This is a genomic window from Curtobacterium sp. MCLR17_031, assembly GCF_003234775.2.
Classification (GTDB): domain Bacteria; phylum Actinomycetota; class Actinomycetes; order Actinomycetales; family Microbacteriaceae; genus Curtobacterium; species Curtobacterium flaccumfaciens.
Genome location: NZ_CP126270.1, coordinates 1849743 through 1873222 on the forward strand (window position 1 = coordinate 1849743; position 23480 = coordinate 1873222).

The 23480-nt window shown below is 72.1% G+C and carries 29 protein-coding genes; 19 read left to right on the plus strand and 10 right to left on the minus strand.

Annotated features, from left to right (window positions below; translation table 11 throughout):
- Positions 1 to 9: 9 nt before the first annotated feature.
- The 17 genes from DEI96_RS08795 to DEI96_RS08875 all read left to right on the plus strand — a co-directional run bounded on the left by DEI96_RS08795 (position 10) and on the right by DEI96_RS08875 (position 12680).
- The gene (locus DEI96_RS08795; RefSeq protein WP_111022829.1) at positions 10 to 483 is read left to right on the plus strand and encodes a flagellar export chaperone FliS; all 474 of its coding nucleotides are present in this window, start codon (positions 10 to 12) and stop codon (positions 481 to 483) included.
- Positions 473 to 775 (plus strand): hypothetical protein, encoded by a 303-nt coding sequence (locus tag DEI96_RS08800; RefSeq protein WP_111022830.1) that lies wholly within the window; start codon positions 473 to 475, stop codon positions 773 to 775. Before DEI96_RS08795 ends, DEI96_RS08800 begins: the two co-directional genes overlap by 11 nt.
- A gap of 400 nt (positions 776 to 1175) precedes the next feature.
- A complete protein-coding gene (locus DEI96_RS08805) occupies positions 1176 to 1520 on the plus strand; it encodes a flagellar basal body protein (protein WP_111022831.1) in 345 nt (114 codons plus the stop codon).
- Entirely contained in the window at positions 1517 to 1912 is a 396-nt protein-coding gene (locus tag DEI96_RS08810) for a flagellar basal body rod protein FlgC (RefSeq protein WP_017886136.1), read from the plus strand. Before DEI96_RS08805 ends, DEI96_RS08810 begins: the two co-directional genes overlap by 4 nt.
- Entirely contained in the window at positions 1912 to 2253 is a 342-nt protein-coding gene (fliE, locus tag DEI96_RS08815; protein ID WP_027465513.1) for a flagellar hook-basal body complex protein FliE, read from the plus strand. Before DEI96_RS08810 ends, fliE begins: the two co-directional genes overlap by 1 nt.
- Positions 2253 to 3923: a flagellar basal-body MS-ring/collar protein FliF gene (fliF, locus tag DEI96_RS08820; protein ID WP_111022832.1), complete on the plus strand. Its 1671-nt coding sequence runs from the start codon at positions 2253 to 2255 to the stop codon at positions 3921 to 3923. The genes fliE and fliF overlap by 1 nt, the downstream gene beginning before the upstream one ends.
- Complete coding sequence (gene fliG / locus DEI96_RS08825) at positions 3920 to 4972, plus strand: flagellar motor switch protein FliG (protein WP_258372758.1); 1053 nt, start codon at positions 3920 to 3922, stop codon at positions 4970 to 4972. The genes fliF and fliG overlap by 4 nt, the downstream gene beginning before the upstream one ends.
- Positions 4965 to 5639 carry a FliH/SctL family protein gene (locus DEI96_RS08830; RefSeq protein ID WP_111022833.1) on the plus strand — a complete coding sequence of 225 codons (675 nt, stop codon included), beginning with the start codon at positions 4965 to 4967 and terminating at the stop codon, positions 5637 to 5639. Before fliG ends, DEI96_RS08830 begins: the two co-directional genes overlap by 8 nt.
- A complete protein-coding gene (locus DEI96_RS08835) occupies positions 5636 to 6979 on the plus strand; it encodes a FliI/YscN family ATPase (protein ID WP_111022834.1) in 1344 nt (447 codons plus the stop codon). Before DEI96_RS08830 ends, DEI96_RS08835 begins: the two co-directional genes overlap by 4 nt.
- Positions 6979 to 7410 carry a flagellar FliJ family protein gene (locus tag DEI96_RS08840; protein WP_111022835.1) on the plus strand — a complete coding sequence of 144 codons (432 nt, stop codon included), beginning with the start codon at positions 6979 to 6981 and terminating at the stop codon, positions 7408 to 7410. Before DEI96_RS08835 ends, DEI96_RS08840 begins: the two co-directional genes overlap by 1 nt.
- A complete protein-coding gene (locus tag DEI96_RS08845) occupies positions 7407 to 8144 on the plus strand; it encodes a C40 family peptidase (RefSeq protein WP_111022836.1) in 738 nt (245 codons plus the stop codon). Before DEI96_RS08840 ends, DEI96_RS08845 begins: the two co-directional genes overlap by 4 nt.
- A complete protein-coding gene (locus tag DEI96_RS08850) occupies positions 8141 to 9538 on the plus strand; it encodes a flagellar hook-length control protein FliK (RefSeq protein ID WP_111022837.1) in 1398 nt (465 codons plus the stop codon). Before DEI96_RS08845 ends, DEI96_RS08850 begins: the two co-directional genes overlap by 4 nt.
- Positions 9539 to 9563: 25 nt before the next feature.
- A complete protein-coding gene (locus DEI96_RS08855) occupies positions 9564 to 10007 on the plus strand; it encodes a flagellar hook assembly protein FlgD (protein ID WP_111022838.1) in 444 nt (147 codons plus the stop codon).
- Between the two features lie 60 nt (positions 10008 to 10067).
- The gene (locus DEI96_RS08860) at positions 10068 to 11243 is read left to right on the plus strand and encodes a flagellar hook protein FlgE (protein ID WP_110863826.1); all 1176 of its coding nucleotides are present in this window, start codon (positions 10068 to 10070) and stop codon (positions 11241 to 11243) included.
- A gap of 187 nt (positions 11244 to 11430) precedes the next feature.
- On the plus strand, positions 11431 to 11604 hold the full coding sequence (locus tag DEI96_RS08865; RefSeq protein WP_181440489.1) for a hypothetical protein: 174 nt from the start codon (positions 11431 to 11433) through the stop codon (positions 11602 to 11604).
- Positions 11605 to 11682: 78 nt separating this feature from the next.
- The gene (gene cmtR, locus DEI96_RS08870) at positions 11683 to 12009 is read left to right on the plus strand and encodes a Cd(II)/Pb(II)-sensing metalloregulatory transcriptional regulator CmtR (protein ID WP_111022839.1); all 327 of its coding nucleotides are present in this window, start codon (positions 11683 to 11685) and stop codon (positions 12007 to 12009) included.
- Positions 12006 to 12680, plus strand: a complete 675-nt coding sequence (locus DEI96_RS08875; protein WP_502866296.1) for a cation diffusion facilitator family transporter — start codon at positions 12006 to 12008, stop codon at positions 12678 to 12680. Before cmtR ends, DEI96_RS08875 begins: the two co-directional genes overlap by 4 nt.
- Before the next feature lie 25 nt (positions 12681 to 12705).
- On the opposite strand, the gene DEI96_RS08880 is transcribed toward DEI96_RS08875, so the two are convergent.
- The 10 genes from DEI96_RS08880 to DEI96_RS08925 form a co-directional block, all read right to left on the minus strand.
- Complete coding sequence (locus DEI96_RS08880; RefSeq protein WP_111022841.1) at positions 12706 to 12996, minus strand: ArsR/SmtB family transcription factor; 291 nt, start codon at positions 12994 to 12996, stop codon at positions 12706 to 12708.
- A gap of 120 nt (positions 12997 to 13116) precedes the next feature.
- Entirely contained in the window at positions 13117 to 13272 is a 156-nt protein-coding gene (locus DEI96_RS08885; protein WP_017887460.1) for a hypothetical protein, read from the minus strand.
- A gap of 111 nt (positions 13273 to 13383) precedes the next feature.
- The gene (locus DEI96_RS08890; RefSeq protein ID WP_111022842.1) at positions 13384 to 14232 is read right to left on the minus strand and encodes a pentapeptide repeat-containing protein; all 849 of its coding nucleotides are present in this window, start codon (positions 14230 to 14232) and stop codon (positions 13384 to 13386) included.
- A gap of 265 nt (positions 14233 to 14497) precedes the next feature.
- Positions 14498 to 16099 (minus strand): Na+/H+ antiporter, encoded by a 1602-nt coding sequence (locus DEI96_RS08895; RefSeq protein WP_111022904.1) that lies wholly within the window; start codon positions 16097 to 16099, stop codon positions 14498 to 14500.
- Positions 16100 to 16256: 157 nt separating this feature from the next.
- A complete protein-coding gene (locus DEI96_RS08900) occupies positions 16257 to 17387 on the minus strand; it encodes a DUF475 domain-containing protein (protein WP_111022843.1) in 1131 nt (376 codons plus the stop codon).
- Between the two features lie 146 nt (positions 17388 to 17533).
- On the minus strand, positions 17534 to 19102 hold the full coding sequence (locus tag DEI96_RS08905; protein WP_171907747.1) for a helix-turn-helix domain-containing protein: 1569 nt from the start codon (positions 19100 to 19102) through the stop codon (positions 17534 to 17536).
- Positions 19103 to 19212: 110 nt separating this feature from the next.
- Positions 19213 to 20022 carry an anti-sigma factor gene (locus DEI96_RS08910; RefSeq protein ID WP_111022844.1) on the minus strand — a complete coding sequence of 270 codons (810 nt, stop codon included), beginning with the start codon at positions 20020 to 20022 and terminating at the stop codon, positions 19213 to 19215.
- On the minus strand, positions 20019 to 20564 hold the full coding sequence (locus DEI96_RS08915; protein ID WP_111022845.1) for an RNA polymerase sigma factor: 546 nt from the start codon (positions 20562 to 20564) through the stop codon (positions 20019 to 20021). The genes DEI96_RS08910 and DEI96_RS08915 overlap by 4 nt, the downstream gene beginning before the upstream one ends.
- 68 nt (positions 20565 to 20632) lie before the next feature.
- Positions 20633 to 21265: a class F sortase gene (locus tag DEI96_RS08920; RefSeq protein WP_181440491.1), complete on the minus strand. Its 633-nt coding sequence runs from the start codon at positions 21263 to 21265 to the stop codon at positions 20633 to 20635.
- Between the two features lie 14 nt (positions 21266 to 21279).
- A complete protein-coding gene (locus tag DEI96_RS08925) occupies positions 21280 to 22119 on the minus strand; it encodes a DUF4397 domain-containing protein (protein ID WP_111022846.1) in 840 nt (279 codons plus the stop codon).
- A gap of 241 nt (positions 22120 to 22360) precedes the next feature.
- Between DEI96_RS08925 and DEI96_RS08930 the strand changes: the two genes are divergently transcribed.
- Together DEI96_RS08930 and DEI96_RS08935 are read left to right on the plus strand one after the other, a co-directional pair.
- Positions 22361 to 22663, plus strand: coding sequence for a flagellar FlbD family protein (locus DEI96_RS08930; protein ID WP_110863815.1), 303 nt, complete (start codon positions 22361 to 22363; stop codon positions 22661 to 22663).
- 1 nt (position 22664) lies between these two features.
- Entirely contained in the window at positions 22665 to 23480 is an 816-nt protein-coding gene (locus DEI96_RS08935; RefSeq protein WP_111022847.1) for a motility protein A, read from the plus strand.

Below are 23480 nucleotides of genomic sequence, written 5' to 3' on the forward strand. Positions count from 1 at the left end.
GGAACGACCATGACCTTCGACTTCCAGGCAGCCGCCTTCCGCCAGGCCGCCCAGCCGCGCACCGTCACCGACCAGCGTCGTGCCCAGTACACGAACGAGGCCGTGCTTTCGGCGACGCCGGCCCAGCTCGTGACGATGCTCTACGACCGGCTGCTGCTCGACCTGCACCGTGCCGAGGCCGCACAGGTCGTCGCTGACTGGGAGGCGGCCCGCGAGCAGCTCCTGCACGCCCAGGCGATCGTCGGCGAGCTCTCGAGCACGCTCCGGATCGACGTCTGGGACGGCGGCGAGGGCCTGCTCGCCGTCTACAACTACGCCTCCACCTCGCTCATCACGGCGAACGTGCACCGCGATGTGCAGGCCACCCGCGACTGCATCCGGATCCTCGAGCCGCTGCGGCAGTCGTGGCACGAGGCAGCCGCGTCGCTGCCCGCGACGCCCGCCACGCAGCAGCCGACCGGGGGAGCCCTCGGTGTCGCCTGAACCGTCCGACGGACGAGCCGCATGGGAGGCCCTGCTCACGTCCCTGGAGCGCGACGCTGCCGGGCAGGCGGCCGACTCCACGGCCGTGGCCGGGTGGTCGGAGCCGGCCGGGCTGGGACCGCTGCCGCGTGACCTGGTGGGACGGGCCTCCCGGCTGCTCGCCGCGCAGCGGGACCGCATGACGGTGCTCGAGGCGGACCGCCGCTCGACGCTGGAGCACCTCGGTGCCCTGCGCGCCGTCGACGCCACGCGCGAGCCCCGCGGCTCCGTGTACCTCGACGCTTCCGCCTGACCCGCGCCCCCGAGCGACGATGTCGTCGTCGTACGACGGCGACCCTGTCGCTTGCGCGCGCGTGCAACTGCCGGCGTGCGCAACGGGCGACGTCGTCGTTGTCGTACGACGGCGACCCTGTCGCTTGCGCGCGCGTGCAACTGGTGGCGCGCGCAACGGGCGACGTCGTCGTTGTCGTACGACAGCGACTCTGTCGCTCCCACGCGCGTGCAACTACCGGCGCGCGCAACGAGCGACACCGGCCCGCACCGAACCGCCCCCCGTTCGGGGCGACGCCTAACGCGGCGGACGACGGGCTCCGATAGCGCCACACGAGCACGGATCGCTCACCAGTTCGGCCAGGGATCGGCCACCACCGCACGGCGACGTCGCACCGACGACGCCTGACGAGGGGACCCCCGTGTTCGATTCCGTGACGAGCGTCGCGATGCAGAGCGCACTCGACGGCCTGTCGATGCGCCAGAAGGTGATCGCGAACAACATCGCGAACATCAACACGACGAACTACCACGCCGAGAAGGTGCAGTTCGAGGACGCCCTGGCGAAGTCGATCGTGGACGGCGACGGCGCCACCACGCCGACGATGGCGCGCAGCCTCGAGCCGACGAACACGAACGGCAACAACGTCAACCTCGACGAGGAGACGCTGTCGAACATCGACACCGTGCTGCGGTACCAGTTCGCCACGCAGGCGATGAACTCCGAGCTCACCAGCGTCCGTGCGGCGATGCGGACGAACTCGTGACGACCTTCGACGCGATCGGCATCGCGAGCACCGGCCTGACCGTGCACCGGAAGTGGCTCGACGCCGTCTCGGACAACATCGCCAACGCGAACACCGTGAAGTCGATGGACGACACCGCGTTCCAGGCGCGCTACGTCGAGGTGCAGGAGGGCGCCGGCGTCTCCGGCGCCTACGTCAAGGGCGCCGCGTTCGGCAGCGCCGCCGGCCGTGTGACCTACGACCCGGACAACCCGCTCGCGAACGAGGAGGGCTACGTCCGCATGCCCGACATCGACCTCGGCACGCAGATGGCGGACCTCATCATGGCCCAGCGCGGCTACCAGGCGAACGCCGCCGTGGTCGACCGTGCCAAGACCGCCTACGAGGCGGCACTGCAGATCGGGAAGAACTGATGCCCATCGACGCCGTGAACGGTGTGACCACCAACGCGATGACGAACGCCCTGACCAGTGTGTCGGGGACGTCCAGCGACAGCACGAACGCGACCGGTGCCGCCGGTGCGACGACCGACGGCAGCGGGTTCGCCGCGAGCCTCGGCAACGCCGTCGACGGGCTGCAGTCGTTGCAGAGCGACTCGAAGACCCTCGCGCTCAAGGCCGTGACCGGCAACCTCGACGACATCCACGACGCCACGATCGCCGCCACCCGCGCGCAGGTCACGCTTGAGCTCGTCTCCGCCGTCCGCAACAAGGGCGTCGACGCCTTCAACGAGATCATGAGGATGCAGGCCTGATGCCCGTCGCCGTCAAGAACGTCTTCGCTCGCGTCAGCGCCTACGTGCAGGGCTTCTCCGCCGCCCAGCGCACCATCGCGATCCTGGCGATCGCGGCGCTCGTGCTCGGTGGGATCGCCCTCGCGTCCTGGCTCGGCAAGGCGTCCTACGCCCCGCTCTTCACCGGGCTCGCCGCGGCGGACGCGAGTTCCATCACGGACCAGCTGCAGACCGACGGTGTGCCGTTCCAGCTCACCGACGGCGGCGCGACGATCCTCGTGCCGCAGGCGCAGGTGTACTCAGAGCGGCTCAAGGCGGCGTCGAACGGCCTGCCGTCGTCGAACGAGGGCGGCTACTCGCTGCTCGACAAGATGGGCGTGACGAGCTCGGAGTTCCAGCAGAACGTCACCTACAAGCGCGCGATGGAGGGCGAGCTCGCCAAGACCATCGGCGCGATGGACGGCGTGCAGACCGCCACCGTGCAGCTCGCGATCCCGGAGAAGTCGGTGTTCGTCTCCGAGGAGAAGGACCCGACCGCATCGGTGTTCATCGCGACCGACAACGGCGCACAGCTCAGCACCGACCAGGTGCAGGCCATCGTGCACCTGACGAGCGCCTCGGTCGAGGGCATGCAGCCCACCGACGTCTCGGTCGTCGACGCGAAGGGCCAGACCCTGTCCGCCGTCGGCACCGGTGCGACCGGCAGCGGCGCGGACCAGGCCGCCGACTACGACGCGGCGACGAGCAAGAAGATCCAGGACCTGCTCGACACCACGCTCGGCGTCGGCAACGCGACCGTCGTGGTCTCCGGGACGATGAACCAGGAGTCCGGCACCCGGACGTCCGAGAGCTACACGAGCCCGACCTCGGGTCCGGTCGCACTGAACGAGTCGAGCACCACCGAGGAGTACGGCGCGGGCTCCGGCGCGGGGAGCGGCGCGACGGGGGTCCTCGGTCCGGACAACATCGCCGTCCCGAACGGCACCGCGACGAGCGGCACCGGTGACGACGGGTACAAGAACGAGTCGGCGACGAAGAACAACGCCGTCGACCACACCACCGAGACCACGCAGATCCCCTCGGGCGGGCTCGACCGGCAGACCATCTCGGTCGCGCTGAACTCGAAGGCCGACGCCGTGCAGAACGCGAACCTGCAGAGCATCAACGACCTGGTTTCCGCCGCCGCGGGTGTCGACCAGGACCGTGGCGACCAGGTCAAGGTCGCGATGATGGACTTCGACACCAGCGCTTCCGACCAGGCCGCCAAGGCCCTGGAGGCCCAGCAGAAGGCCGACCAGCAGGAAGCACTGTGGTCGTCGATCCGCACCGCCGGCATCGTGATCGGCATCGTCCTCGCCGTCATCGCGATCATGTTCTTCGTCGCCCGTCGCAACCGGAAGCAGGAGCGCGAGGCCGTCGACCTCGGCGAGCTCGACGCCTTCGCCGGCGAGACGTTCCAGCTGCCCCTCGCGATGGACGGCGTCGACGACCGGGCGACGCTCGGTGCCGGTGACGCCCCGACCGCCGTGCTGTCCGCGATGCCCGCCGGCGACGCCCCCACCGAGGTGCTGACGACCGAGGAGATCACCGCCGAGCGCCGCCGTCAGGACATCTCCGCCCTGGCCGAGCGCGACCCGAAGCGCACCGCCGAGCTCCTGCGCGGGCTCCTGGACGACCGGGCACCGGTGTGAGCGCGCTCATGCCGAGCCCCGGCGGCGGTTCCGGTCCAAGCGACCGTGCGCTGACCGGTGCGCAGAAGGTCGCGCTCATCCTCATGCAGATGGAGACCGACCGCGCCGCCGAGGTGATGAAGCAGTTCACCGAGATGGAGGCCGAGGAGATCTCCGCCGAGATCGTCCGGATGCGCCGCGTCGAGGACACCGTCGTCGACCAGACGCTGTCGGAGTTCCACCGGATCACGATGAGCGGCCGCCTGCAGAAGCGCGGCGGCAAGGAGACCGCCCTCGGGCTGCTCGAGGCGTCGTTCGGCGCCGAGCGGGCCGCCGGCGTGATGGACCGTCTGGCCTCGAACCTCGCCGGCCAGTCGTTCGACTTCCTCGACGACGCCGAACCCGGCCAGGTCATCTCCCTGCTCGAGGGCGAGCTGCCGCAGACGATCGCCCTCGTGCTCGCCCACCTGGGTCCGGGGCAGGCCAGTGCCGTGCTCGCCGGGATCGACGAGCGTGTCCGCACCGACGTCGCCCAGGCCTTCGCCACGATGGGCAGCGCGACCCCCGAGGCCGTCGGCATCGTCGCCGGTGTGCTGCGCCAGCGTGCCGGGGCCGTCGTGTCGCCGCGCGAGAGCGTCGAGGTCGTCGGTGGCATCGCGCCCCTGGTCGACATCATCAACCGCTCGGACGTCGCGACCGAGAAGGCCGTGCTCGAGGGACTCGAAGCCCGCGACCCGGAGCTCGCCGAGGACATCCGCTCCCGCATGCTCACCTTCGAGGACATCGTGAAGCTCGAGTCCCGCGACATCCAGCAGGTGCTGCGCGGCATCGACTCGAAGATCCTCGCGACCGCCATGAAGGGCGCAGCCGGGCCGGTCGTCGAGACCATCCGCGCGAACGTGTCCGAGCGCAACCGCGAACTGCTCGACGACGAACTGCAGGCCATGGGCCCGGTCCGCGTCTCGCAGGTCGAGGAAGCCCGCGCCGAGGTCGTCCGCTCCGTGCGCGAGCTCGAGGCCCGGGGCGTCGTCACCGTGCACCGCGCCGAGGAGGACGAGCTCGTTGACTGACACCGTCGTGCACCGCGTCGCCTTCCCGGTGCTCGCCGACCCCGCCGGACGCGAGCGTGCGTCGAGCGCCGACGTCCGCGGGCACGCGGCCGGCTACACCGCCGGCCTGCGGGCCGCGCAGGCCGAGACCGACGCCCTGCGCGCCCGGCTCGAGGCCGAGCACGCCGCGCGGATCACCGCGCTGCAGGCCGACACCGCCCGCCGGATCGCGGTCCTCGACGCCGCCACGAACGCCATGCTGTCCACGGTCGCACCCGTCCTGGCGGACGCCGAGGCGTCGGTCGCGAGTGCGGCAGTCGACCTGGCCGAGGCGATCGTCGGCAACGTGGTCCGCGCCTCCAGGCCCGCACACGACGCGACCGTCACCGACGGTCCGGACGGACCGGGCAGCCGGGAGGCGCGGATCGCGTCCGGCGCCGAGGCCACCGTCCGGCGGGCGCTCGCGTCCGTCGACCGCACGGTCCCGGTGTCCGTCCGGCTCAGCCCGGCGGACGCCGCGCGCGTCGCCGGCCTCGACCTGCCGGTGCCGGTCGTCGCGGACGGCACCCTGCGCGACGGCGACGCCGTCGTCGACCTGCCGGACGGCATGCTCGACGCGCGCATCGCCACGGCGCTCGACCGCGCCCGCACCGCCCTCGGTGTGGACGCGACGGGAGCCGACCGGTGACCGCCACGCTGCTCCGTCCGCGCGGTCTCGACGAAGCGCTCCTGCGGGCCGCACCCCAGCGGGTCGGTGTCGTCACGAGCGCCGTCGGCCTGGGGCTGACGATCGCCGGGCTCGACGCCCGCGTGGGCGAGGTCGTCACGGTCGGCGCCGAGGACGGCGAACAGACCGCGGTCGAGGTCGTCGCCACCGATGCCTCGGGCGTCCGCTGCATGCCGCTCGGCCGCCTGACCGGCGTGACCGCGGGCACCCCGGCGCGGCCGACCGGCCGCCCGGTGCTCGTGCCGACCGGATCCGGTCTGTTCGGCCGCGTGCTCGATGGACTCGGCCGACCGATCGACGACCATGGGCCGCTCGAGGGTCCCGGCGGCGGACCGGTCACCTGGGTCCCGCTCGACCACGACACCCCGAGCGCGATGGCCCGGACCCGCATCGACACCCCGATGCAGCTCGGCGTCCGCGTGCTCGACACCCTGACCACCGTCGGCCGCGGGCAGCGCATGGGCCTGTTCGCCGGGTCCGGCGTGGGCAAGTCGTCGCTGCTGTCGATGATCGCGCGCGGGAGCGACGCGGCCGTCAACGTCATCGCCCTGGTGGGGGAGCGCGGCCGCGAGGTGCGCGAGTTCCTGGAGGACGACCTGGGACCCGAGGGGCTCGCCCGCTCGATCGTCGTCGTGTCGACCTCCGACGAGCCGGCGCTCATGCGCCTGCGTGCCGCGTTCGTGGCCACCCGCATCGCCGAGTCGTTCCGCGACGTCGGCCAGGACGTCGTGCTCATGATGGACTCGCTCACCCGCGTCGCGATGGCGCAGCGTGAGATCGGCCTGTCGGTGGGGGAGCCACCGGCCACCCGGGGCTACCCGCCGTCGACGTTCTCGGTGCTCGCCGGACTGCTCGAGCGCGCGGGGACCGACCGCGTCGGCAGCATCACCGGCATGTACACCGTGCTGGTCGACGGCGACGACCACAACGAGCCGATCGCCGACGCGGCCCGCAGCATCCTGGACGGCCACGTCGTGCTCGACCGCAAGCTCGCGATCACCGGGCACTTCCCGTCGATCGACGCCCTCGGCTCAGTGTCCCGCGTCGCCTCGAAGGTCACCCGACCCGAGCAGCGTGCCGCCGCCACCGTGCTGCGGAAGGTGATGGCCGCCCGTGCCGGGGCCCAGGACCTGCTCGACGTCGGTGCCTACCAGCGCGGGTCGAACCCGCTCGTGGACGCCGCCGTCGACCACCAGGGATCGATCGACGCGTTCCTACGTCAAGGCATGGTCGAGCGGGCCACGGCTGACGCGTCCTGGCAGCGCCTCGGCGGCCTCGTGCAGCAGCTGGGGGTGTCGTGATGGCCCGCCGTTTCCCGCTCGCCGGGCTCCTGCGCCTGCGCCACACCGAACAGGACCGTGCCGCCGCCACGCTGGCCACCGCGAACGAGCGCGTCCGTGACGCTGCCGACGCCCGGATCGCCGCACGCCGCAGCCTCGCGGACAGCGAGGACGCCCAGCCGATCCAGGACGCCGCGACCCTGAGCGCCGTCGCCGCAGCCCGTGCCGCGACCCGCGGGATGCTCGAGGAGCTCGACGCCGTGGTGCAGAACCGCCGCGCCGACGCCGACCGGGCGCAGCAGGACTACACCGCCGCCCGTCGCGCCGCCGTCGGCCTCGAGAAGCTCGAGGGCAAGCACACCGAGCAGCAGGCGGCCGAGGAACTCCGGACCGAACAGAACGCCCTCGACGAGATCGCGGCACGACGCCGCACGGAAGGTGGTACCCGATGAGCGTCGAAGCGGTGCTCTCCCGGATCTCGGAGATCCGGTCCCAGATCGACACGCTGCGCGGCGGGACGGCCACGGCTGCCCCGAGCGCCTCCGCCACCAGCGGTGCCGCGGGGTCCTCGGCCTTCGCCGACGCCCTCGCCACCGCCGACGGCACGACCGGCGCGGCGAGCGCTGCCGGTGCGACCGCCGCAGCGACCCCGGCGGCCACCCGTGCCCCCGCGACCTCGGTCGACGCCGGTGCCGGCACCCTCGCCACCGGCAGCGGTGCGACCGGCGCCGACGTGGTGGCCGACGCGAAGAAGTACCTCGGCGTCCCGTACGTGTTCGGCGGGGAGACGACCGCGGGGATGGACTGCTCGGGCCTGGTGCAGACGGTCTTCAAGGACCTCGGGGTCACGATGCCCCGGGTCGTGCCGGACCAGGCGAAGATGGGCGTCGAGGTCGGCTCCCTGAAGGACGCGCAGCCCGGCGACCTGATCATCCCGAAGGGCGAGGGCCACGTCGTCATCTACGTCGGCGACGGCAAGGTGCTGCACGCGCCGCGCCCCGGCAAGGACGTCCGGATCGTCGACAACTGGTACTCCCAGGGCGACATCGCGACCATCCGCCGGATCGTCCCCGCACAGGCGGCCCCGGCGGCCGTCGCCGCGCCGACCGCCTCGGCAGCGCGTTCCGCGACCGACCTGCAGACCGCCGCGCTGCTGTCCATGATGCAGTCCGGGAGTGCCGCATGAGCCTGACCATCGCCACCCAGCCGTCCGTGCCCACCGCACCGGGCTCCACCCGGGGTGCGGCGTCCGACCCCGCGGCTGCCGGGTCCTTCGGTGCGGCACTGACCGCCGCCGTCGCGACCGAGCGGCGAGCCGGCGACGGTGCTGCCGGGCGGGACGACACCGAGGGTCGAACGGCGGACGGGTCGGCTGCGACGCCGGGCACCGGTGCCACGCCGTCCGCGTCTGCGTCTGCGTCCGCGTCGGACCAGTCGGTGCCCGCGACCGAGGCAGCGCCCGTCGACGCGCAGGCGCTGCTCACCGCCGGACTCGTGGCCGCACCGATCGCTCCGGCCAGCCTCTCCGCCGAGACCTCCGACGACGACCCACACGCCGTCGTGGCAGCAGGGGCGACCGCCGGAGCAATCGACACCACGACCACGACACCGCCGTCGGTGGAGGGGGACGCCTCGACGCCGGTCCCGTCGACCCCGGCGCCGACCACCGCCCCCGCCACAGCGACCCCGCAGCAGGCACCGGCGTCGGGCGCGGCACCGGAGACGGCTGCCGCTGCGACGACCCGCCCGGCGACCACCGCCGCGACGACCTCCGCCGTGACGCCCGCCGGCACCGCGTCTCGGGCCGCGCCCGCGACGACCGTCGCCGGCGCCACCCCCGCGACGACCGCTGCGTCGACGACCAGGGCCACGAGCGACCCGGCGACCACCGCCCCGACGGCCGCTGCCGTGATCGCGGCCCCCGCCGCCACTCGCACCGCCGACGGCGACACCGCGACCGTGACGCCGGCCCAGGCGCCGGTGGTGGCGGCCGCCGCCCCGGCAGCCGGCACCGGCTCCCGAGCCGGCCACGGGACGGAGCAGCAGGCGTCGACGCCGGGTGATCCGGGCCTCCCGGCCGTCGCCCCCAGCCGCGGTGGCGAGACGCCGTTCGTCATGTCGACGACGCCGACCACCGCGCCCGCGGCGGCGACCGCACCGGCACCGGCACCGCTCGCCCAGCAGCTCGCGCGGCCGGTGTTCTCGCTCGCGCAGGCCGGCCCCGGCGAGCACGTCGTCACCGTGCTGGTCGTGCCGGACAGCCTCGGCCCGGTCACGGTCCGCGCGCACGTCACCGCGCACGGCATGCACGTCGAGCTGTTCGCCGCCTCGGACGCCGGCCGCGAGGCCGTCCGCCAGGTCCTGCCGGACCTGCGGCGCGACGCCGCCGGCACCGGTGTGAGCACCACGCTCGACCTGTCGTCGCAGAACCAGCCGCAGGACGCGCCGGGTCGCGACGAGCGTCCGGCCGCGCGTGCGCTGCCTGGCGACCCCGGCCTGGAGGCGCGGGTCACCCCGCGTCCGCAGCCCACCGCCCACACGCCCTCCATCCGCACCGCGGGACTCGACGTCCTCGCCTGATCCGGCTCACGAACAGGAACGCACCATGCCCATCGACGGCATCACCGGCAGCGTCGACCCGACCGCGCAGGCCGCGGCCCTCGCCGCGAACTCCACCGCCCAGAAGTCCCAGACAATGGACTCCGAGGTCTTCATGAAGCTGCTCGTCACGCAGCTGCGCAACCAGGACCCGTCGTCGCCGATGGACACCAACCAGATGATCGGCCAGCAGACGCAGCTCGCGATGATGGAGCAGATCACCAACCAGACCACGACGGGGAACGAGAACTTCTCGCTCCAGATGCGCATCGCCGCAGCGAACCTCGTCGGCAAGCAGGTCAGCTACACCGACGCCGACTCGGGCAAGCCCGTCACCGGGACCGCCTCGGCCGTGTCGTACGCGAACAGCGTCCCCACGGTCACCGTGAACGGGAAGGAGGTCGCTCTCGACGTGATCTCCGGCATCACCACCACCACTCCGGCGTCCTGACGCCCGCTGCTCCCTTCCTCGTTCTTCCTCGCTCTTCCTGCCTCTCCGAAAGGACGCACCATGCTCCGCTCGCTCTACTCCGGGATCTCCGGCCTCCGCTCCCACCAGCAGATGCTCGACGTCACCGGCAACAACATCGCCAACGTCAACACCGTCGGCTTCAAGTCGTCGACCACCGTGTTCCAGGACACCCTGTCGCAGATGACCCAGGGTGCCGGCGGACCGCAGACCGGCATCGGCGGCACGAACCCGGCCCAGATCGGCCTGGGCGTGCAGGTCGCCGGCGTCTCCACGAACTTCTCGCAGGGCTCGGCGCAGGCCACCGGCAAGGCGACCGACCTGATGATCTCGGGCGACGGCTTCTTCGTCACCCGCCTGGGCAACGACACCGTCTACACCCGCGCCGGTGCGTTCGACTTCGACGCGAACGGCCGCCTGGTCACCGCCGACGGCAAGATCGTGCAGGGCTACCCGGCCACGAACGGCGTCGTCAACGAGAACGGCCAGCTGTCCGACATCACGCTGCCGCTCGAAGCAGCGGCCCCGGCGGTCCGCACCACCGCTGCCACGGTCGCCGGCAACCTGCCGTCGGAGACCGCCGTCGGCCAGACCATCACCCGCGAGGCCACCGTGTACGACGCTTCGGGTGCCAAGCACACGATGTCGCTCGCCTACACGCGCACCGCCGACGGCTGGGACGTCACCGGGCGCAACGGCCAGGGCACCACCGCGACGACCTCGCTGACCTTCGGCACCGACGGCAAGCTGACCGCCGGCGGCACCCTCGCCGTCGGGGGCATCCGGGTCGACATGGGCGACCTGACCGGGTTCGCCTCGCTCAACACCGCGGCGATCGGCTCGCAGAACGGCCGCGAGGCCGGCGCGCTGCAGGGCTACTCGATCTCGAAGGACGGCACCGTCACCGGGACGTTCTCGAACGGCGCGTCACTCGCGCTCGGCCGCATCGCCCTCGCCACGTTCGCCAACCCGGCCGGCCTCGAGAAGACCGGGGCGTCGGGCTACCGCGCCACGGCGAACTCGGGCGGTGCTACGGTCGGCGGCCCCGGCTCGGCGGGCGTCGGTTCGCTCGCGGCGGGGACGCTCGAGATGTCGAACGTCGACCTGTCGCAGGAGTTCACCAACCTGATCGTCGCGCAGCGCGGGTTCCAGGCGAACGCCCGCATCATCACCACCTCGGACGAGGTGCTGCAGGAGCTCACGAACCTGAAGCGCTAGGCGCGGGGGCTCGCGTCGCGGGGGCTCGCGTCGCGGGCGCTGCGCTCGCGTCGCTGGGCGCTTGGTGAGCAGGAACGGTCGGGTGCTGAAGGGGGACTCGACCGTTCCTGCTCACCATCGTTCGTGATGCAGGGAGTTCGGCGACCGTTCGTGACGAAACGCTGTGTCGTGACGTCTCATCGGTGCGATGCGCGAGAACCACGACACCGACCACCAGTCCGACCACCGATGCTGCAGCGTCTTCGACCGCTGGCGGTGTGATCGACCACGCGGCCACGACGGCGTGCACGAGTCGCGTGCTCCCAGCGGCCGCACGAGCTGGAACGACGCGCTGACCGGGCGTCGGCTCTCGGACGTCTGAGCCCGAGCGCTGTCCGAGGGCGTGACGTGTCGTCCGGGTCGGTGGCGGTTTCGGCGCGGCCCGATGTATGGTCAGCGCATGCTGACCATTGCCTCGCGGCACGACGTGCTGAACCGTCTCGGGCGCGCGCTCGCCGACCCGACCCGCGCGCGCCTCCTGCTCCGGCTGCTCGACGGACCCGGCTACCCGGCGCGGCTCGCCGAGGAACTCGAGCTCACGCGGACGAACGTGTCGAACCACCTGGCGTGCCTGCGCGGCTGCGGGATCGTCGTCGCCGTGCCCGAGGGGCGTCGGACCCGCTACGAGATCGCGGACCGCAACCTCACCCGTGCGCTCGAGTCCCTGGTCGACGTGGTGCTGGCGGTGGACGTCGCCGACGACGACGGATGCGAGGTCGAGCGGTGACCACGGCGGCGGTGTCGCTCGCACCGGCTCGTGTCGGCGTGCTCCGGCGACGGATCCGGTGGATCGTCGCGGCGACCATCGTCTACAACGTGATCGAGGCCGTCGTGGCGATCGCCGCGGGTTCGGTGGCGTCGTCCACCGCGCTGATCGGCTTCGGGCTCGACTCGATCGTCGAGGTCCTGTCGGCAGCGGCCGTCGCGTGGCAGTTCGCCGGGCGTGACCCGGAGGCCCGGGAACGAACGGCGCTGCGGGTGATCGCGATCTCGTTCTTCGGGCTCGCCGTCGTGGTCAGTGTCGATGCCGTCCTGACCTTCACGGGTGTCCGGTCGCCGGATCACAGTCCGGTCGGCATCGTCCTGGCCGCGGTGAGCCTGGCGGTCATGCCCTTCCTGAGCCTCGTCGAACGGCGGACCGGACGCGAACTCGGTTCGGCGTCGGCGATCGCCGACTCGAAGCAGACGCTGATCTGCAGCTACCTGTCGGCGGCGGTGCTGCTCGGCCTGCTCGCGAACAGCCTGTTCGGCTGGTGGTGGGCCGATCCGCTCGCCGGACTGGTCGTGGTCGTGTTCGCCGTGCGCGAGGGACTCGAGGCCTGGCGCGGTGACGCGTGCAAGCAGCCGGTGTCGGCGCTGACGGGGGAGCGCGAGCGCGAGCGTTGCGACTGCTGCTGAACGCAGTCTGCCCGCGGCCGGCGGTTCAGTCGGCTTCGGACTCACTGACGTGGCTGACCGCGTCACCGACGATGTGGGCGATGTGCTCGTCGTGCAGCGAGTAGACGGCGTTCCGCCCGATGCGCTCGACCTGCACGATGCCCGCGAGCCGCAGCGTGCGGAGGTGCTGGGACACCAGGGGCTGCGACAGCTCGGTCGCTTCCGCGAGGGAGCCGACGTCGGAAGACTGGGAGATCAACGCCGACAGGATCCGGAGTCGGGCGGGCGAGGACAGCGCCTTGAAGAGTTCGGCTGCTGCTTCGATCCCGTCTGACATGGACTCATGTAAGCGCACGCGCATACGTGCATGCAACACGACGGCCCCGGCGCGGTGCGTCGGGGCCGTCGTGCAGGTCCGTCGATCGGTGCTGATCACGGGCCTGCGCTGATCAGGAGATCAGTGCTCGTCGTAGTGGTCGCCGTGCTGGGCGTGCTTGTGGCCGTCGTGGACGAAGTCCACGTGGTCCTCGTGCTGCACCGTCTCGTGGCCGCAGCCGTCCTGGTGGGTGTGCTCGGCGACGGTGTGCTCTGCGCTGTTCTCGTGCTCGGCCATGGTGACCTCCTGCTGATCGTCGGTTGGGATGCCCCCAGCGTAGATCACATATGCAGAAGTAGCAATACATTTATAGATGAGAACCGGTGTCAACTCCGGGTCCGAGCTCACTCAGCGCTCGATCGCCGTCGACGACCACTGCGACGGCGGGTCGATCCCGTCGGGCACCAGAGTGGCGGAGTCACCGCGTGCCGCGTTCACCTGCGCCTGTGTGAGGAACACCGCCGTGGACAGGTCGGCTCCGTCGACCCGCGCATCCCGGAGGTCCGCGCCGAGCAGGTCGACACCGGACAGGTCGACACCGCGCAGGTCTGCAGCGATCATCGTGGCTCCCCGCAGGTCGGCCCCGCGCAGCGACCGTGCGCGGAGGTCGCGCCCGGCGAGGTCCGCCCCCGGTCGCAGCAGGCCGTGCGGAGCGTCGTCCGCACCGGCGCAGTACCGGCCTCGGACCTCGGCGCTCACCTCGATCAGGACATCGCGTACTCGAGCGTGCAGGGGCTCCACATCGAGCGCGAGGAGCATCGGCCGACCGGCGTCGAGGCTTCGGCGGATCTCCTCCGCGAGGCGGGCAGCGTCGTCTGCTGAGTCCGGGGTCACCGCACGGTCCTGTGCCTCGGCAAGGTGCCAGAGCATCTCGTGCAACCTGCGGACGATCGGGAACACCCGGAACATCTCCGCGCGGGAGTCCGGGTGGTCACGCCAACTGACCCCGTCGTAGAGGGTCTGGGACACGTACTGGCCCGCACCGGAGCAGTCGAAGACGGTGCAGCCCCGGAACCCGCGCGGGCGCAGCGACTGGTGGATGGTGCAGGAGAAGTCGTCGGCGAGGTTGCCGCAGGGGGTGCCGGCGGGTTTGTCGATCGGGAAGTCGGCGGAGCGCTGGAACCCGAAGGCGGTGCAGCAGAGCGCGAAGCAGTTGCCGCAGTCCGCGCGCAGGGCGGACCGGTCGGTGGTCGTCATGGAGTGGTCTTCCTCTGGTGGTCTGGATGGTGTGCCGGGTGCGGGGGAACTCCTGGTGGAGTTCCCCGTCCGGGCGCACGAGACCACCCCCGCGCGGCGGCGGGGCGAACCGGTGGTGCTGGGTGACCGGTGGGTCACCGAGAGAGACGGAGGATCACTGCGGCCAGGCTAGCGTTCCCGGTGCGATGGGAACGCGGAACGGGCATACCTGGTCAGAACGACAGACCGGGAACGCCCGCTTCGACCAGGTGTGCCCGGAGTCGCCCTACGACGACGTGGGCGGTGACGCCACCGATTCGATGCCGTCGAGCCGCGCCTCTTCCGCGTCGTACCCGGCGCGCACCTGACGCAGCACCAGGTCGTCGATCTCGTCGGCGTCGCGCAGGCGCAACAGGGTCCTCGCCTTGTGCTGGACGAGTGCGAGCTCGAGGGCGACCGCGTTGTCGTGCCGCTGCAGCGCGGGATGGTCGTCGTCGTCCCCTTCGCGGGCCTCGATCACGTCGAGGTGCGCCTCGTAGTCCTTGCGCAGGCGATCAACGGTGGCACGATCGGCTCCGGTCGACCGTGCGAGACGGGGGAGTGCATCGAGCGCCTCCTCGATGGCGGTGCGTTCGGCGTAGCGACGTTCCTCGCTGACGGACTCGTCCTCGGGGAGCGCGGCGCGGCGCAGGACGGCCGGCAGCACGAGGGCCTGCCCGACGATCGTGACGATGACCACGCCGGCAGTGACGAAGACGATGAGGTCCCGCTCGGGGAAGTCACCGCCGGACTCGAGGGTGCGCGGCACGGCGACGGCCATGGCGAGCGACACCGCGCCCCGGAACCCGGCGAACCCGCTGACGAGCCGGTCGCGGTGCCCCTCGCGGGGTTCTCCGCCGGTGCGTCGGGTGACGAGCCAGATGGTCCCGCCCGCGGCGTTGAGGAACGCGAACCGCACGATGACGAGCAGCACCGCGACCGCGAAGACGATCCCGGTCCCGCGCAGCAGGTCGGCGGGGTCGAGTGCCCGGGCGGCGACCATCGCCTCGATGCCGACCAGGACGAACAGTGCGCCGTTGAGCAGGAAGGTCAGGAACGACCAGAACGCGCGCACCTGCTGACGGGTCTCGGCACGGTCGAGCTTGGGGCCGACCTGGCTGACGACGATGCCGGCCGCCACGACGGCGAGCACGCCCGAGGCGCCGATGGCCTCGGCAGCCAGGAACGCGGCGAAGGGCACGAGCAGGGTGACGAGGTTCTCGAGCACGACGGTGTCGACGCGTCGCAGCACCATCGTCCCGATCCAGGCGGCGGCGAGACCAGCGGCGACCCCGCCGATGTACGACAGGACGAGCATGCCGGACACGCCCCAGAACGTGAGCTCCTGCGTCCCGACGGTGACGGCCACCGCGATGCCGTAGACGACGAGGGTGGTGCCGTCGTTCACCAGGCTCTCGGCGCGGAGCACGGTGACGTTCCGCCGCGGCAGCATCTTCGTGAGCACGCCGACCGCGGTCGCGTCGGTCGGGGCGACCGCGGCGCCGAGCACCCAGGCCGGCCCCCACGGCATCCCGAGCAGGTGCAGCAGGACGGCGACGGCACCGGCGGTCACCACGACGAGCAGGGTGCCCATCAGGACGATGCCGCGCAGGTTCTTCCGGATCTCACGGAGCGACGTCGTCAGGCTCTCCCAGTAGAGCAGCGCCGGCAGGAACAGCAGCAGCACCGCCTCGGCGGGGAGCTCGACGTCCGCGAACTCCGGCACGAGCCCGAGCAGCGCGCCGAAGACCATGAGCAGCACGGGTGGTGCGATCCGGATCCGGTCGGCCACGGCCGCCGTCAGTGCGATGGCGAGGCCGAGCACGACCACCAGTTCCGGTCCCAGCACGTGCACTCCGATCGTCGTCCGACCCGCCAGTCAACGCCGATCCACGGTGGATCCTTCCAGAACAGCCGGACGACGCGCCGCACACAGCCGGACGACGCGCCGCGCACAGCCGAACGACGCGCCGCACCACAGCGCACGACGCGTCCCGAGCCGCCGCTCACACCGCTCGCGGCCGCCGCACCACCCGCCGCCACCACGCGCGCCACGGCAGGGAGCTCACCAGCGCGGACCCGATCACGACGGTCCCGAACCACCCCACGACGACGCCCGGGATCGGCACGAGCAGGCTCGCCCACAGCAGCACCGACAGCACGCCGAGCACGTACGCCGCCCCGGCCTTCAGGTACCGAAGCCGCTTCAGCCCAGCAGCCTGGTCGACCCGCGAGGTCAGGCGGGCCAGGAACACCGCGCCCACCCCGATCGCTCCGATGGCGACGGCGGCCTGCTCGAGCGCCCCGAGCCCGTCCGACCCGAGCGGCCCGGACCCCGACAGGCTGTACACGCCGTCGAGGATCTCGAACAGCATGAACACGACGAGCCCCCGCTCGAACACGACCGTCGACGCGTAGAGGTGGATGCGCCAGGCTCCGCGGCCGACCCCGATCGACGCCGTGTCCGACCCGCCGCCGGGGCCGCTGCGCAGCGCCCACGCCGCGGTCCGCTTCGACACGAGGTACGCCGCGATACCGGCCACCCCGCCGAGCGCGACCGGCAGCAGCGCACCGGCGGCCCAGCCGGAACGCGACCCGACGAGCACGGAGGTCACGACGACCCCCGTCGCAGCGGTGACCAGTGACCAGACGCGCGGTCGCGCGACGGAGGCGAGCCGCGCCTCCAGGCTGCCCAGCCACGACCTGCGTGACGCGCGGTCGGTGTTGAACAGGTACTCGGCGAAGACCTGCCAGATGAACGCGGCGCCGAAGGCGGCGAGGGCCGGACGCACCTCGGCCAGGTGTGCGGAGAACGAGCCGGGCGCGAAGACGGCTTCCTCCACCGAGCTGGCCGGGTCGGTCGCGTCACCGACCGCGACGGCGGCCGGCGGCAGGAGCAGGCGCATCGCGAGCACGCCCGCGACGATCCCGAGCGACAGGAACAGCCGCCGGGCGGGGGAGTGCAGCCTGCCGGCGATGCCGGCCATCGGCACGGACGAGTCCGCGGCCATCGCGATCTCGAGGAACGCGAGGGCGACGAAGGCGAGCGCCGCGGCGGGGCCGAGGACCAGCCAGGCCGCCGCGGCGGCCGCGACGGTGATGAGCAGGGGGACGGTCAGGAGTGATCTCGTGGCCATCTGCCCATCCAGCACGGTCGGGCTGGGCGGCGCATGGAGCGCTCCTGGGCATCGGCCTGGAGGCCCGTGGGGACCCCGCAGAACGGGTGACGGCCCGTCCCCACTTGCGGGGACGGGCCGTCAGGTCGCGCGGGTGGGTGGTCGCGTCAGTCGTGGAACGTCTCGATGGACGCGCCGAGCGAGTTGAGGCGCTCCTGCAGCTGCTCGTAGCCACGGGCGATGATGCCGACGTTGCGCAGGACGCTCTCGCCCTTCGCCGCGAGCATCGCCAGCAGGATCACGACGGCGGGCCGCAGCGCCGGCGGGCAGCTGATCTCCGCACCGGAGAAGTGCGTCGGGCCGGTCACGTCGAGGCGGTGCGGGTCGCGCAGGGTGACGCTCGCACCCAGGCGCGTGAGGTCGAGCAGGTGGATCGCCCGGCCCTCGTAGACCCAGTCGTGCACGAGCGTGGTGCCCTCCGCCATGGCCGCGATGACGACGAAGAACGGCAGGTTGTCGATGTTCAGGCCGGGGAACGGCATCGCGTGGATCTTGTCGATCGGCGCGTGCAGCTCGGACGGGTACACCGTGATGTCGACGAGGCGGGTGCGGCCGTTGGCGGCGGCGTACTCCTCGGTGACGTCGAAGCGCAGGCCCATCTCGGCCAGGGTCGCGAGCTCGATCTCGAGGAACTCGATCGGCGCCCGGGTCACGGTGAGGGTCGACGCGGTGACGATGCCGGCGGTCAGCAGGCTCATCGCCTCGACCGGGTCCTCGCTCGGCCAGTAGTCCACGACCTCGTCGATCTTGCTCTTGCCGGTGATGCGGAGCGTGGTGGTGCCGATGCCCTCGATCTGCACCCCGAGCAGCTCGAGGAAGAAGCAGAGGTCCTGCACCATGTAGTTGGGGCTGGCGTTCCGGATGACGGTCTCGCCGTCGCGGGCCGCGGCGGCCAGGATCGCGTTCTCGGTCACGGTGTCGCCGCGCTCGGTGAGCACGACCGACTTGGTGGGGACGGCCTGGTTCGCGACGTCGACCTCGTACCAGCCGGAGGTCGCCTCGACGTCCACGCCGAACGGGCGGAGCGCGATGAGGTGCGGCTCGACCGTGCGGGTGCCGAGGTCGCAGCCGCCGGCGTAGGGCAGGCGGAAGGACTCGTAGCGGCCGCTGAGCGGGCCGAGGAACATGAGCACGCTGCGGGTGCGGCGGGCGGCGTCGGCGTCGATCGCGTCGAGGTGCAGGTCGTCGGGGGCGACGATCTCGAGGGTCTCGCCGTCCTCCGACCAGGTGACGCTCGCGCCGAGGCTGCGGAGCACGTCGATGATGCGGTCGACCTCGACGATCCGGGCGACCTTGTGCAGACGGGTCACGCCGCGGTTGAGCAGCGAGGCGCAGAGCAGGGCCACGGCGGCGTTCTTGCTCGAGTTCACCGCGATGGAGCCGCTGAGCTTCCGGCCGCCCTGCACGCGCAGGTGGGCGCGCTGCGGGGCGCCGCCGATCGAGACGATCTGCTGGTCGAGGGCGTCGCTGATGCGGGTGAGCATCTCGAGGGACAGGTTCTGCCCACCCTGCTCGATGCGGTTGATGGCGCTCTGGCTGGTGCCGACGCGTTCGGCGAGCTGGGCCTGCGTCATGCTGCGGCCCTTGCGGGCGCCCCGGATCAGGGCGCCGACCTCACGGAGGGGTGCTGCGGTCGCCGGAGATGCCGGCGAGACGACGGTGGTGGTGTCGGTCATGCGCGCCACGCTAACACGCTCATGAGATAAAGCAGTGGAAGATCGACACCCGTTGCGCGCCTTGAGGTCTCGAATACGTCACAGTTGGGAATTTCGGGGGACGAAACCGCTCAGGGATCGGTCAGGGTGCCCCGGACGATCGAGTCACCGGAGTGCGCCGGATCACCGTCGTCAGCCTCGGCCGAGACGTCCACGACGGGGAACTCCGCGGTGTCGACGCCGTCGGGCACCGTGAAGCGGCCCTGGTCGCCGTCGAGGTAGCCGACGCTCACCAGTCCGCCGAGGTCCGACCGCATCATCCAGACCTCGCGCAGCGGACCGGTGCCGGAGCGACCGCGCTCTCCGTGCAGGTCGACGAGCAGGGTCACCCGGCCGTCCTGGTCACGTTCGAGTTCGGCGCGGCCGGTCGTCCCCGACCAACCGGGCAGTGCGGCGAGCTCGGTGTTCGCCAGGACGGTCTCGGTGTCGCCGCGGGGGAGTCCGGGGACGATCCCCGACGCCACACCGATGCCGAGGACGACGGCGAGTACGCCGGCGCCGGCGATCACCAGTGCCAGGGCACGGCGACGACGCGGACGGGATCGGGGTCGGCGGGCCACGGCGTGGTGCTGCGCGTCGGACCGGGTGCCGCCGGCTGCCCCGCCGGACGCGCGTTCGGCCGCTCGTCCGGGGTCGGTCGCCGGCGCCGCAGCCTGCTGCGGCGTCCGGGCGATCTCGGCCGCGATCCGGTCCCACACGTGCTCCGGGGGCGCGGCCAGCATGACGTCCTCGGACGCCCGGGTCACCGCGGCGACCCGCTGCAGCGCGGCCACCTCGTCGCGGCACCGGTCGCAGGACGCCAGGTGCTCGGCGACGTCGTCCGCGGCGACCTGGTCGGAGACCGCGAGCATCGCCAGCGTCTCGTCGTCGACGTGCTTCATTCGATCACCTCCAGACGTGTTCGGAGCCGAGCCAGACTTCGGTGGATGTGGCTCTTGACGGTGCCCAGCGGCAGTTCGAGCCGTTCGGCGATCTCACGATGGCTGAGGTCGTCGTAGAACGCCAGTCGCATCACGCGCCGTGGGACCTCGTCGAGCCGCTCGAGCTCGCCGGCGACCAGTGCGCGTTCGGCCAGGTCGAAGGCCGGTTCCGACGCCGGGGTGGTCTCCTCGACCACGTCCGGGTCGGCGGCGCTGGCGTGCCGTCGGCGCTCGTTCTGCGCGTCGGCGATGCAGTTCCGGGTGATACCGACCAGCCACGCGCCGAGCGGGGCGCGACCGGGGTCGTAGCTCGTGCTGCGCTGCCAGGCCTTCACGAAGACCTGCTGCGTGACGTCCTCCGCGGCGGCCGGGTCGGCCAGGGCGCGCAGGGCCAGCGAGTACACGAGCGACGACCACCGTTCGTAGACGGCTCGCAGGGCGTGCTCGCCCCCGGCGCGGAACGCGTCCGAGAGCTCGCTGTCGTCCGGGAGGATGGTCGTCACGTCTTCCTGTCGCTGGCGCGGTCGTCGTCGACCACGATCCGATCGTAGGGGGCGGATCGTCGCCACGGTCAGGCCGGGACCGCGGTGACGACGAGGTTGCTCTCGTAGTGTCCGGTGGCTGCGTCGAACGTCCCGCCGCAGGTCACCAGGACGAGCCGTCGTGGTCCGTCGTCGCGGAACACCTCGTCCCAGGGGAGTCCCTGCTTCTCGAGCATGCTGACGGAGTCGATCCGCCACGCGGTCTCGGCACCGTCCGCGTCGGTCAGGGTGACCCGGGTGCCGGACGGGGCGTCGCCGAGGCGGGAGAACGGGCCGATGCCGTAGCCGACCGCGTCGACGTGGGCCGCGATGACGACCGTGCCCTCGGTGGACGACGGTGCGGCACCGAACCGGTACCAGCCCGCGGTCGCCGGGTCGGGCGGGAGCGCCATCGCGCCGTCCTCGTCGACCCCCTCGGGGCGGATCGGCGCGCGGATGCCGGCGTGGTCGACCGTGATGGTGGTGGGGGCGGGGGCATCCCGGACCGGGGGGATCGTGGCGGCCTGCTGCGGTACCTCGGTCGAGAACGCCGACGGGACCGGTGTGGGGGTGGTGGTCGGCAGGACGGACGGCTGCCCGCCGGGGGTGGTCCCGGCCGACGAGCACCCGGTCAGGGCGGCGGCCGCCACGGCGACGACGAGCGTCACCGTGGCGGACCGCACGGGGCGTGGCACGTTCAGCGGCGGGTCGCTGCGTGCCGGCGGCGGAGCACCACGGCCCCGATCGCGGCAGCGGCGGCCAGTGCGGCCGCCGCTGCGCCGACCAGGGGCAGGGGGTCCTGGTCGTTCGAGGCCACGAGACCGGCGTTCCCGGCGGGGACGCCGTTCGGCGTGCCACCGAGGTCCGCGATCGTCTGCGTGGCGAGGGCGAGGTTGTCGTCGTCCAGGCTGCCCCAGGCGTAGACGATGGTCGACGAGCCCGCGGTGACCGCGACGTCCGCCGGGCCGATCACGGGGTCGGTGGTCCCGGTGGCGGCGACGGTCGCCGACACGGTGCCGGCCGGCAGCTCGAGGGCCTGCTCGTCGGGGTTCGACAGGTTCGACACGACGGCCTTCCCACCGGCGAGGACGTCGACGGCCGGTGCGGCGGCGACGTGCCGGACGACCAGGCGTCCCTGGCCGGCCGCGACGGCCGAGGTGTCGTTGGTGAACACCGTGGCGGTCGGCGACCCGTCCGTGGCGTCGTGGGCGACGGCGGTGTAGTCGCCGCCGGCGTCGAACGAGACGTCCGCCGGGCCGATGATCGGCTTCGACGCGTCGGTGGCGTCCGAGGCGGTGATCGCGAGCTGGTGTGCACCGGCCGGCACCATCATCGGGCCGGCGAGGGTGCCCGGGGTGAAATCGTCGATGGCACGTTCGCCGTCGAGGTAGACGTCGACGGTGACGTCCGGCACGGCGTGGAGGACCGAGAGCGTCGCCTCGCCGGTGGCGGCGGTCGCAGCGGTCGCGGGCAGTACGGCCGCAGCGGCGGCGAAGAGGACACCGGCGCTGAGGCCGGTGGCGAGTGTCTTGCGCATGACGTGTCTCCTTCGGGCCTGTCCGGGCCGGTGCGGACGACGTCGTCCTCGACGTCGTACCCCCACTACCGCCGGAGCACCCCGATCGGATGCAGCGATTTCCTGGGGATCGCCTGAGACGGCCCGAACGGGTCGCTAACGCACCCGTCGTACCCGCCGATAGTCCTCCGTGCAGGCCCACGGACGGGCCCGCATCCCGCCCCACGGACGGCGGCGGGACGATCGAGAACCAGGACGGGCCATGATCGTCGTCACACGACTGAACGGCAGCGGATTCGCTGTGAACCCCGATCTCGTGGAGCGCATCCAGGAGACGCCGGACACGACGCTCATCATGGTCGACGGCGCGAAGTACATCGTGCGGGAGTCGATGGCCGACGTCATCGACCTGATCGCCGCGTACCGCGCACGCATCGTCGGCATGGCCTACGGCACCGACCAGGCCCCCCGCTCGAGCACGAACACCGGCCCGCAGCCCACGCTCGCCCCGGTCGCCGCACTCCGCTCCACGCAGCACGGTCGCGCGCTGGACGGGGGTCGCTGACGTGGACATCGCAACGATCGTCGGCATCCTGCTCGCCTTCGGCGCCCTGTTCGGCATGGTCCAGATGGAGCACGTCGAGCTCGGTGGACTCTTCCTGCCCGCCCCGATGCTGCTCGTGTTCGGTGCCACCATCGGCTGTGGCATCGCCAGCACCACGCTCAAGGACGCGATCGCCAGCTTCAAGGCCGTGCCGAAGGCGTTCACCGGCAAGGTCACCCCGCCGGCGTCGGTCATCGACGACGTCGTCGGACTCGCCGAGACCGCCCGCGCCAACGGCCTGCTCGCCCTCGAGCAGGAGGCCGACAAGCACGACGACCCGTTCATGAAGAAGGCGCTGCAGAACATCGCGGACGGCACCGACGGCGACGAGCTGCGGATCCTGCTCGAGGACGAGATCGAGTCGAACGCGGCCCCGACGCGGAGCGCGAGCGCGTTCTTCATGGGCCTCGGCGGCTTCGCCCCGACCGTCGGCATCATCGGCACCGTGGTTTCGCTGACCCACGTGCTCGCGAACCTCGGCAAGCCCGACGAGCTCGGACCGCTGATCGCCAGCGCCTTCGTCGCGACCCTGTGGGGCCTGCTGACCGCGAACTTCATGTGGCTGCCGATCGGCGGCAAGCTCCGCAAGCTCGCCCAGCTCGAGTCGGACCGCCAGACGCTCCTGATGGAGGGGCTGCTCGCGGTGCAGGCCGGCAGCCAGCCCCGTCTGCTCGGTGAGCGGCTGAAGGCGATGGTCCCGCCCGCCGCACGCGCCGACACGGGCGGCAAGGCAGGCAAGAAGGCCGACGCGGCCGACGACCAGCAGCTGGCGGCCTGA

Excerpts from the sequence above, each read along its gene's own strand:
- DEI96_RS08865 (WP_181440489.1), top strand. The coding sequence starts at position 11,431 with ATGCGCGAGAACCACGACACCGACCACCAGTCCGACCACCGATGCTGC.
- fliE (WP_027465513.1), top strand. The coding sequence starts at position 1,912 with ATGCCCATCGACGCCGTGAACGGTGTGACCACCAACGCGATGACGAAC.
- cmtR (WP_111022839.1), top strand. The coding sequence starts at position 11,683 with ATGCTGACCATTGCCTCGCGGCACGACGTGCTGAACCGTCTCGGGCGC.
- DEI96_RS08860 (WP_110863826.1), top strand. The coding sequence starts at position 10,068 with ATGCTCCGCTCGCTCTACTCCGGGATCTCCGGCCTCCGCTCCCACCAG.
- DEI96_RS08795 (WP_111022829.1), top strand. The coding sequence starts at position 10 with ATGACCTTCGACTTCCAGGCAGCCGCCTTCCGCCAGGCCGCCCAGCCG.
- DEI96_RS08850 (WP_111022837.1), top strand. The coding sequence starts at position 8,141 with ATGAGCCTGACCATCGCCACCCAGCCGTCCGTGCCCACCGCACCGGGC.
- DEI96_RS08930 (WP_110863815.1), top strand. The coding sequence starts at position 22,361 with ATGATCGTCGTCACACGACTGAACGGCAGCGGATTCGCTGTGAACCCC.
- DEI96_RS08885 (WP_017887460.1), bottom strand. The coding sequence starts at position 13,272 with ATGGCCGAGCACGAGAACAGCGCAGAGCACACCGTCGCCGAGCACACC.
- DEI96_RS08905 (WP_171907747.1), bottom strand. The coding sequence starts at position 19,102 with ATGACCGACACCACCACCGTCGTCTCGCCGGCATCTCCGGCGACCGCA.
- DEI96_RS08840 (WP_111022835.1), top strand. The coding sequence starts at position 6,979 with ATGGCCCGCCGTTTCCCGCTCGCCGGGCTCCTGCGCCTGCGCCACACC.
- DEI96_RS08890 (WP_111022842.1), bottom strand. The coding sequence starts at position 14,232 with ATGACGACCACCGACCGGTCCGCCCTGCGCGCGGACTGCGGCAACTGC.
- DEI96_RS08925 (WP_111022846.1), bottom strand. The coding sequence starts at position 22,119 with ATGCGCAAGACACTCGCCACCGGCCTCAGCGCCGGTGTCCTCTTCGCC.
- DEI96_RS08845 (WP_111022836.1), top strand. The coding sequence starts at position 7,407 with ATGAGCGTCGAAGCGGTGCTCTCCCGGATCTCGGAGATCCGGTCCCAG.
- fliF (WP_111022832.1), top strand. The coding sequence starts at position 2,253 with ATGCCCGTCGCCGTCAAGAACGTCTTCGCTCGCGTCAGCGCCTACGTG.
- DEI96_RS08900 (WP_111022843.1), bottom strand. The coding sequence starts at position 17,387 with ATGGCCACGAGATCACTCCTGACCGTCCCCCTGCTCATCACCGTCGCG.
- DEI96_RS08855 (WP_111022838.1), top strand. The coding sequence starts at position 9,564 with ATGCCCATCGACGGCATCACCGGCAGCGTCGACCCGACCGCGCAGGCC.
- DEI96_RS08910 (WP_111022844.1), bottom strand. The coding sequence starts at position 20,022 with ATGAAGCACGTCGACGACGAGACGCTGGCGATGCTCGCGGTCTCCGAC.
- DEI96_RS08880 (WP_111022841.1), bottom strand. The coding sequence starts at position 12,996 with ATGTCAGACGGGATCGAAGCAGCAGCCGAACTCTTCAAGGCGCTGTCC.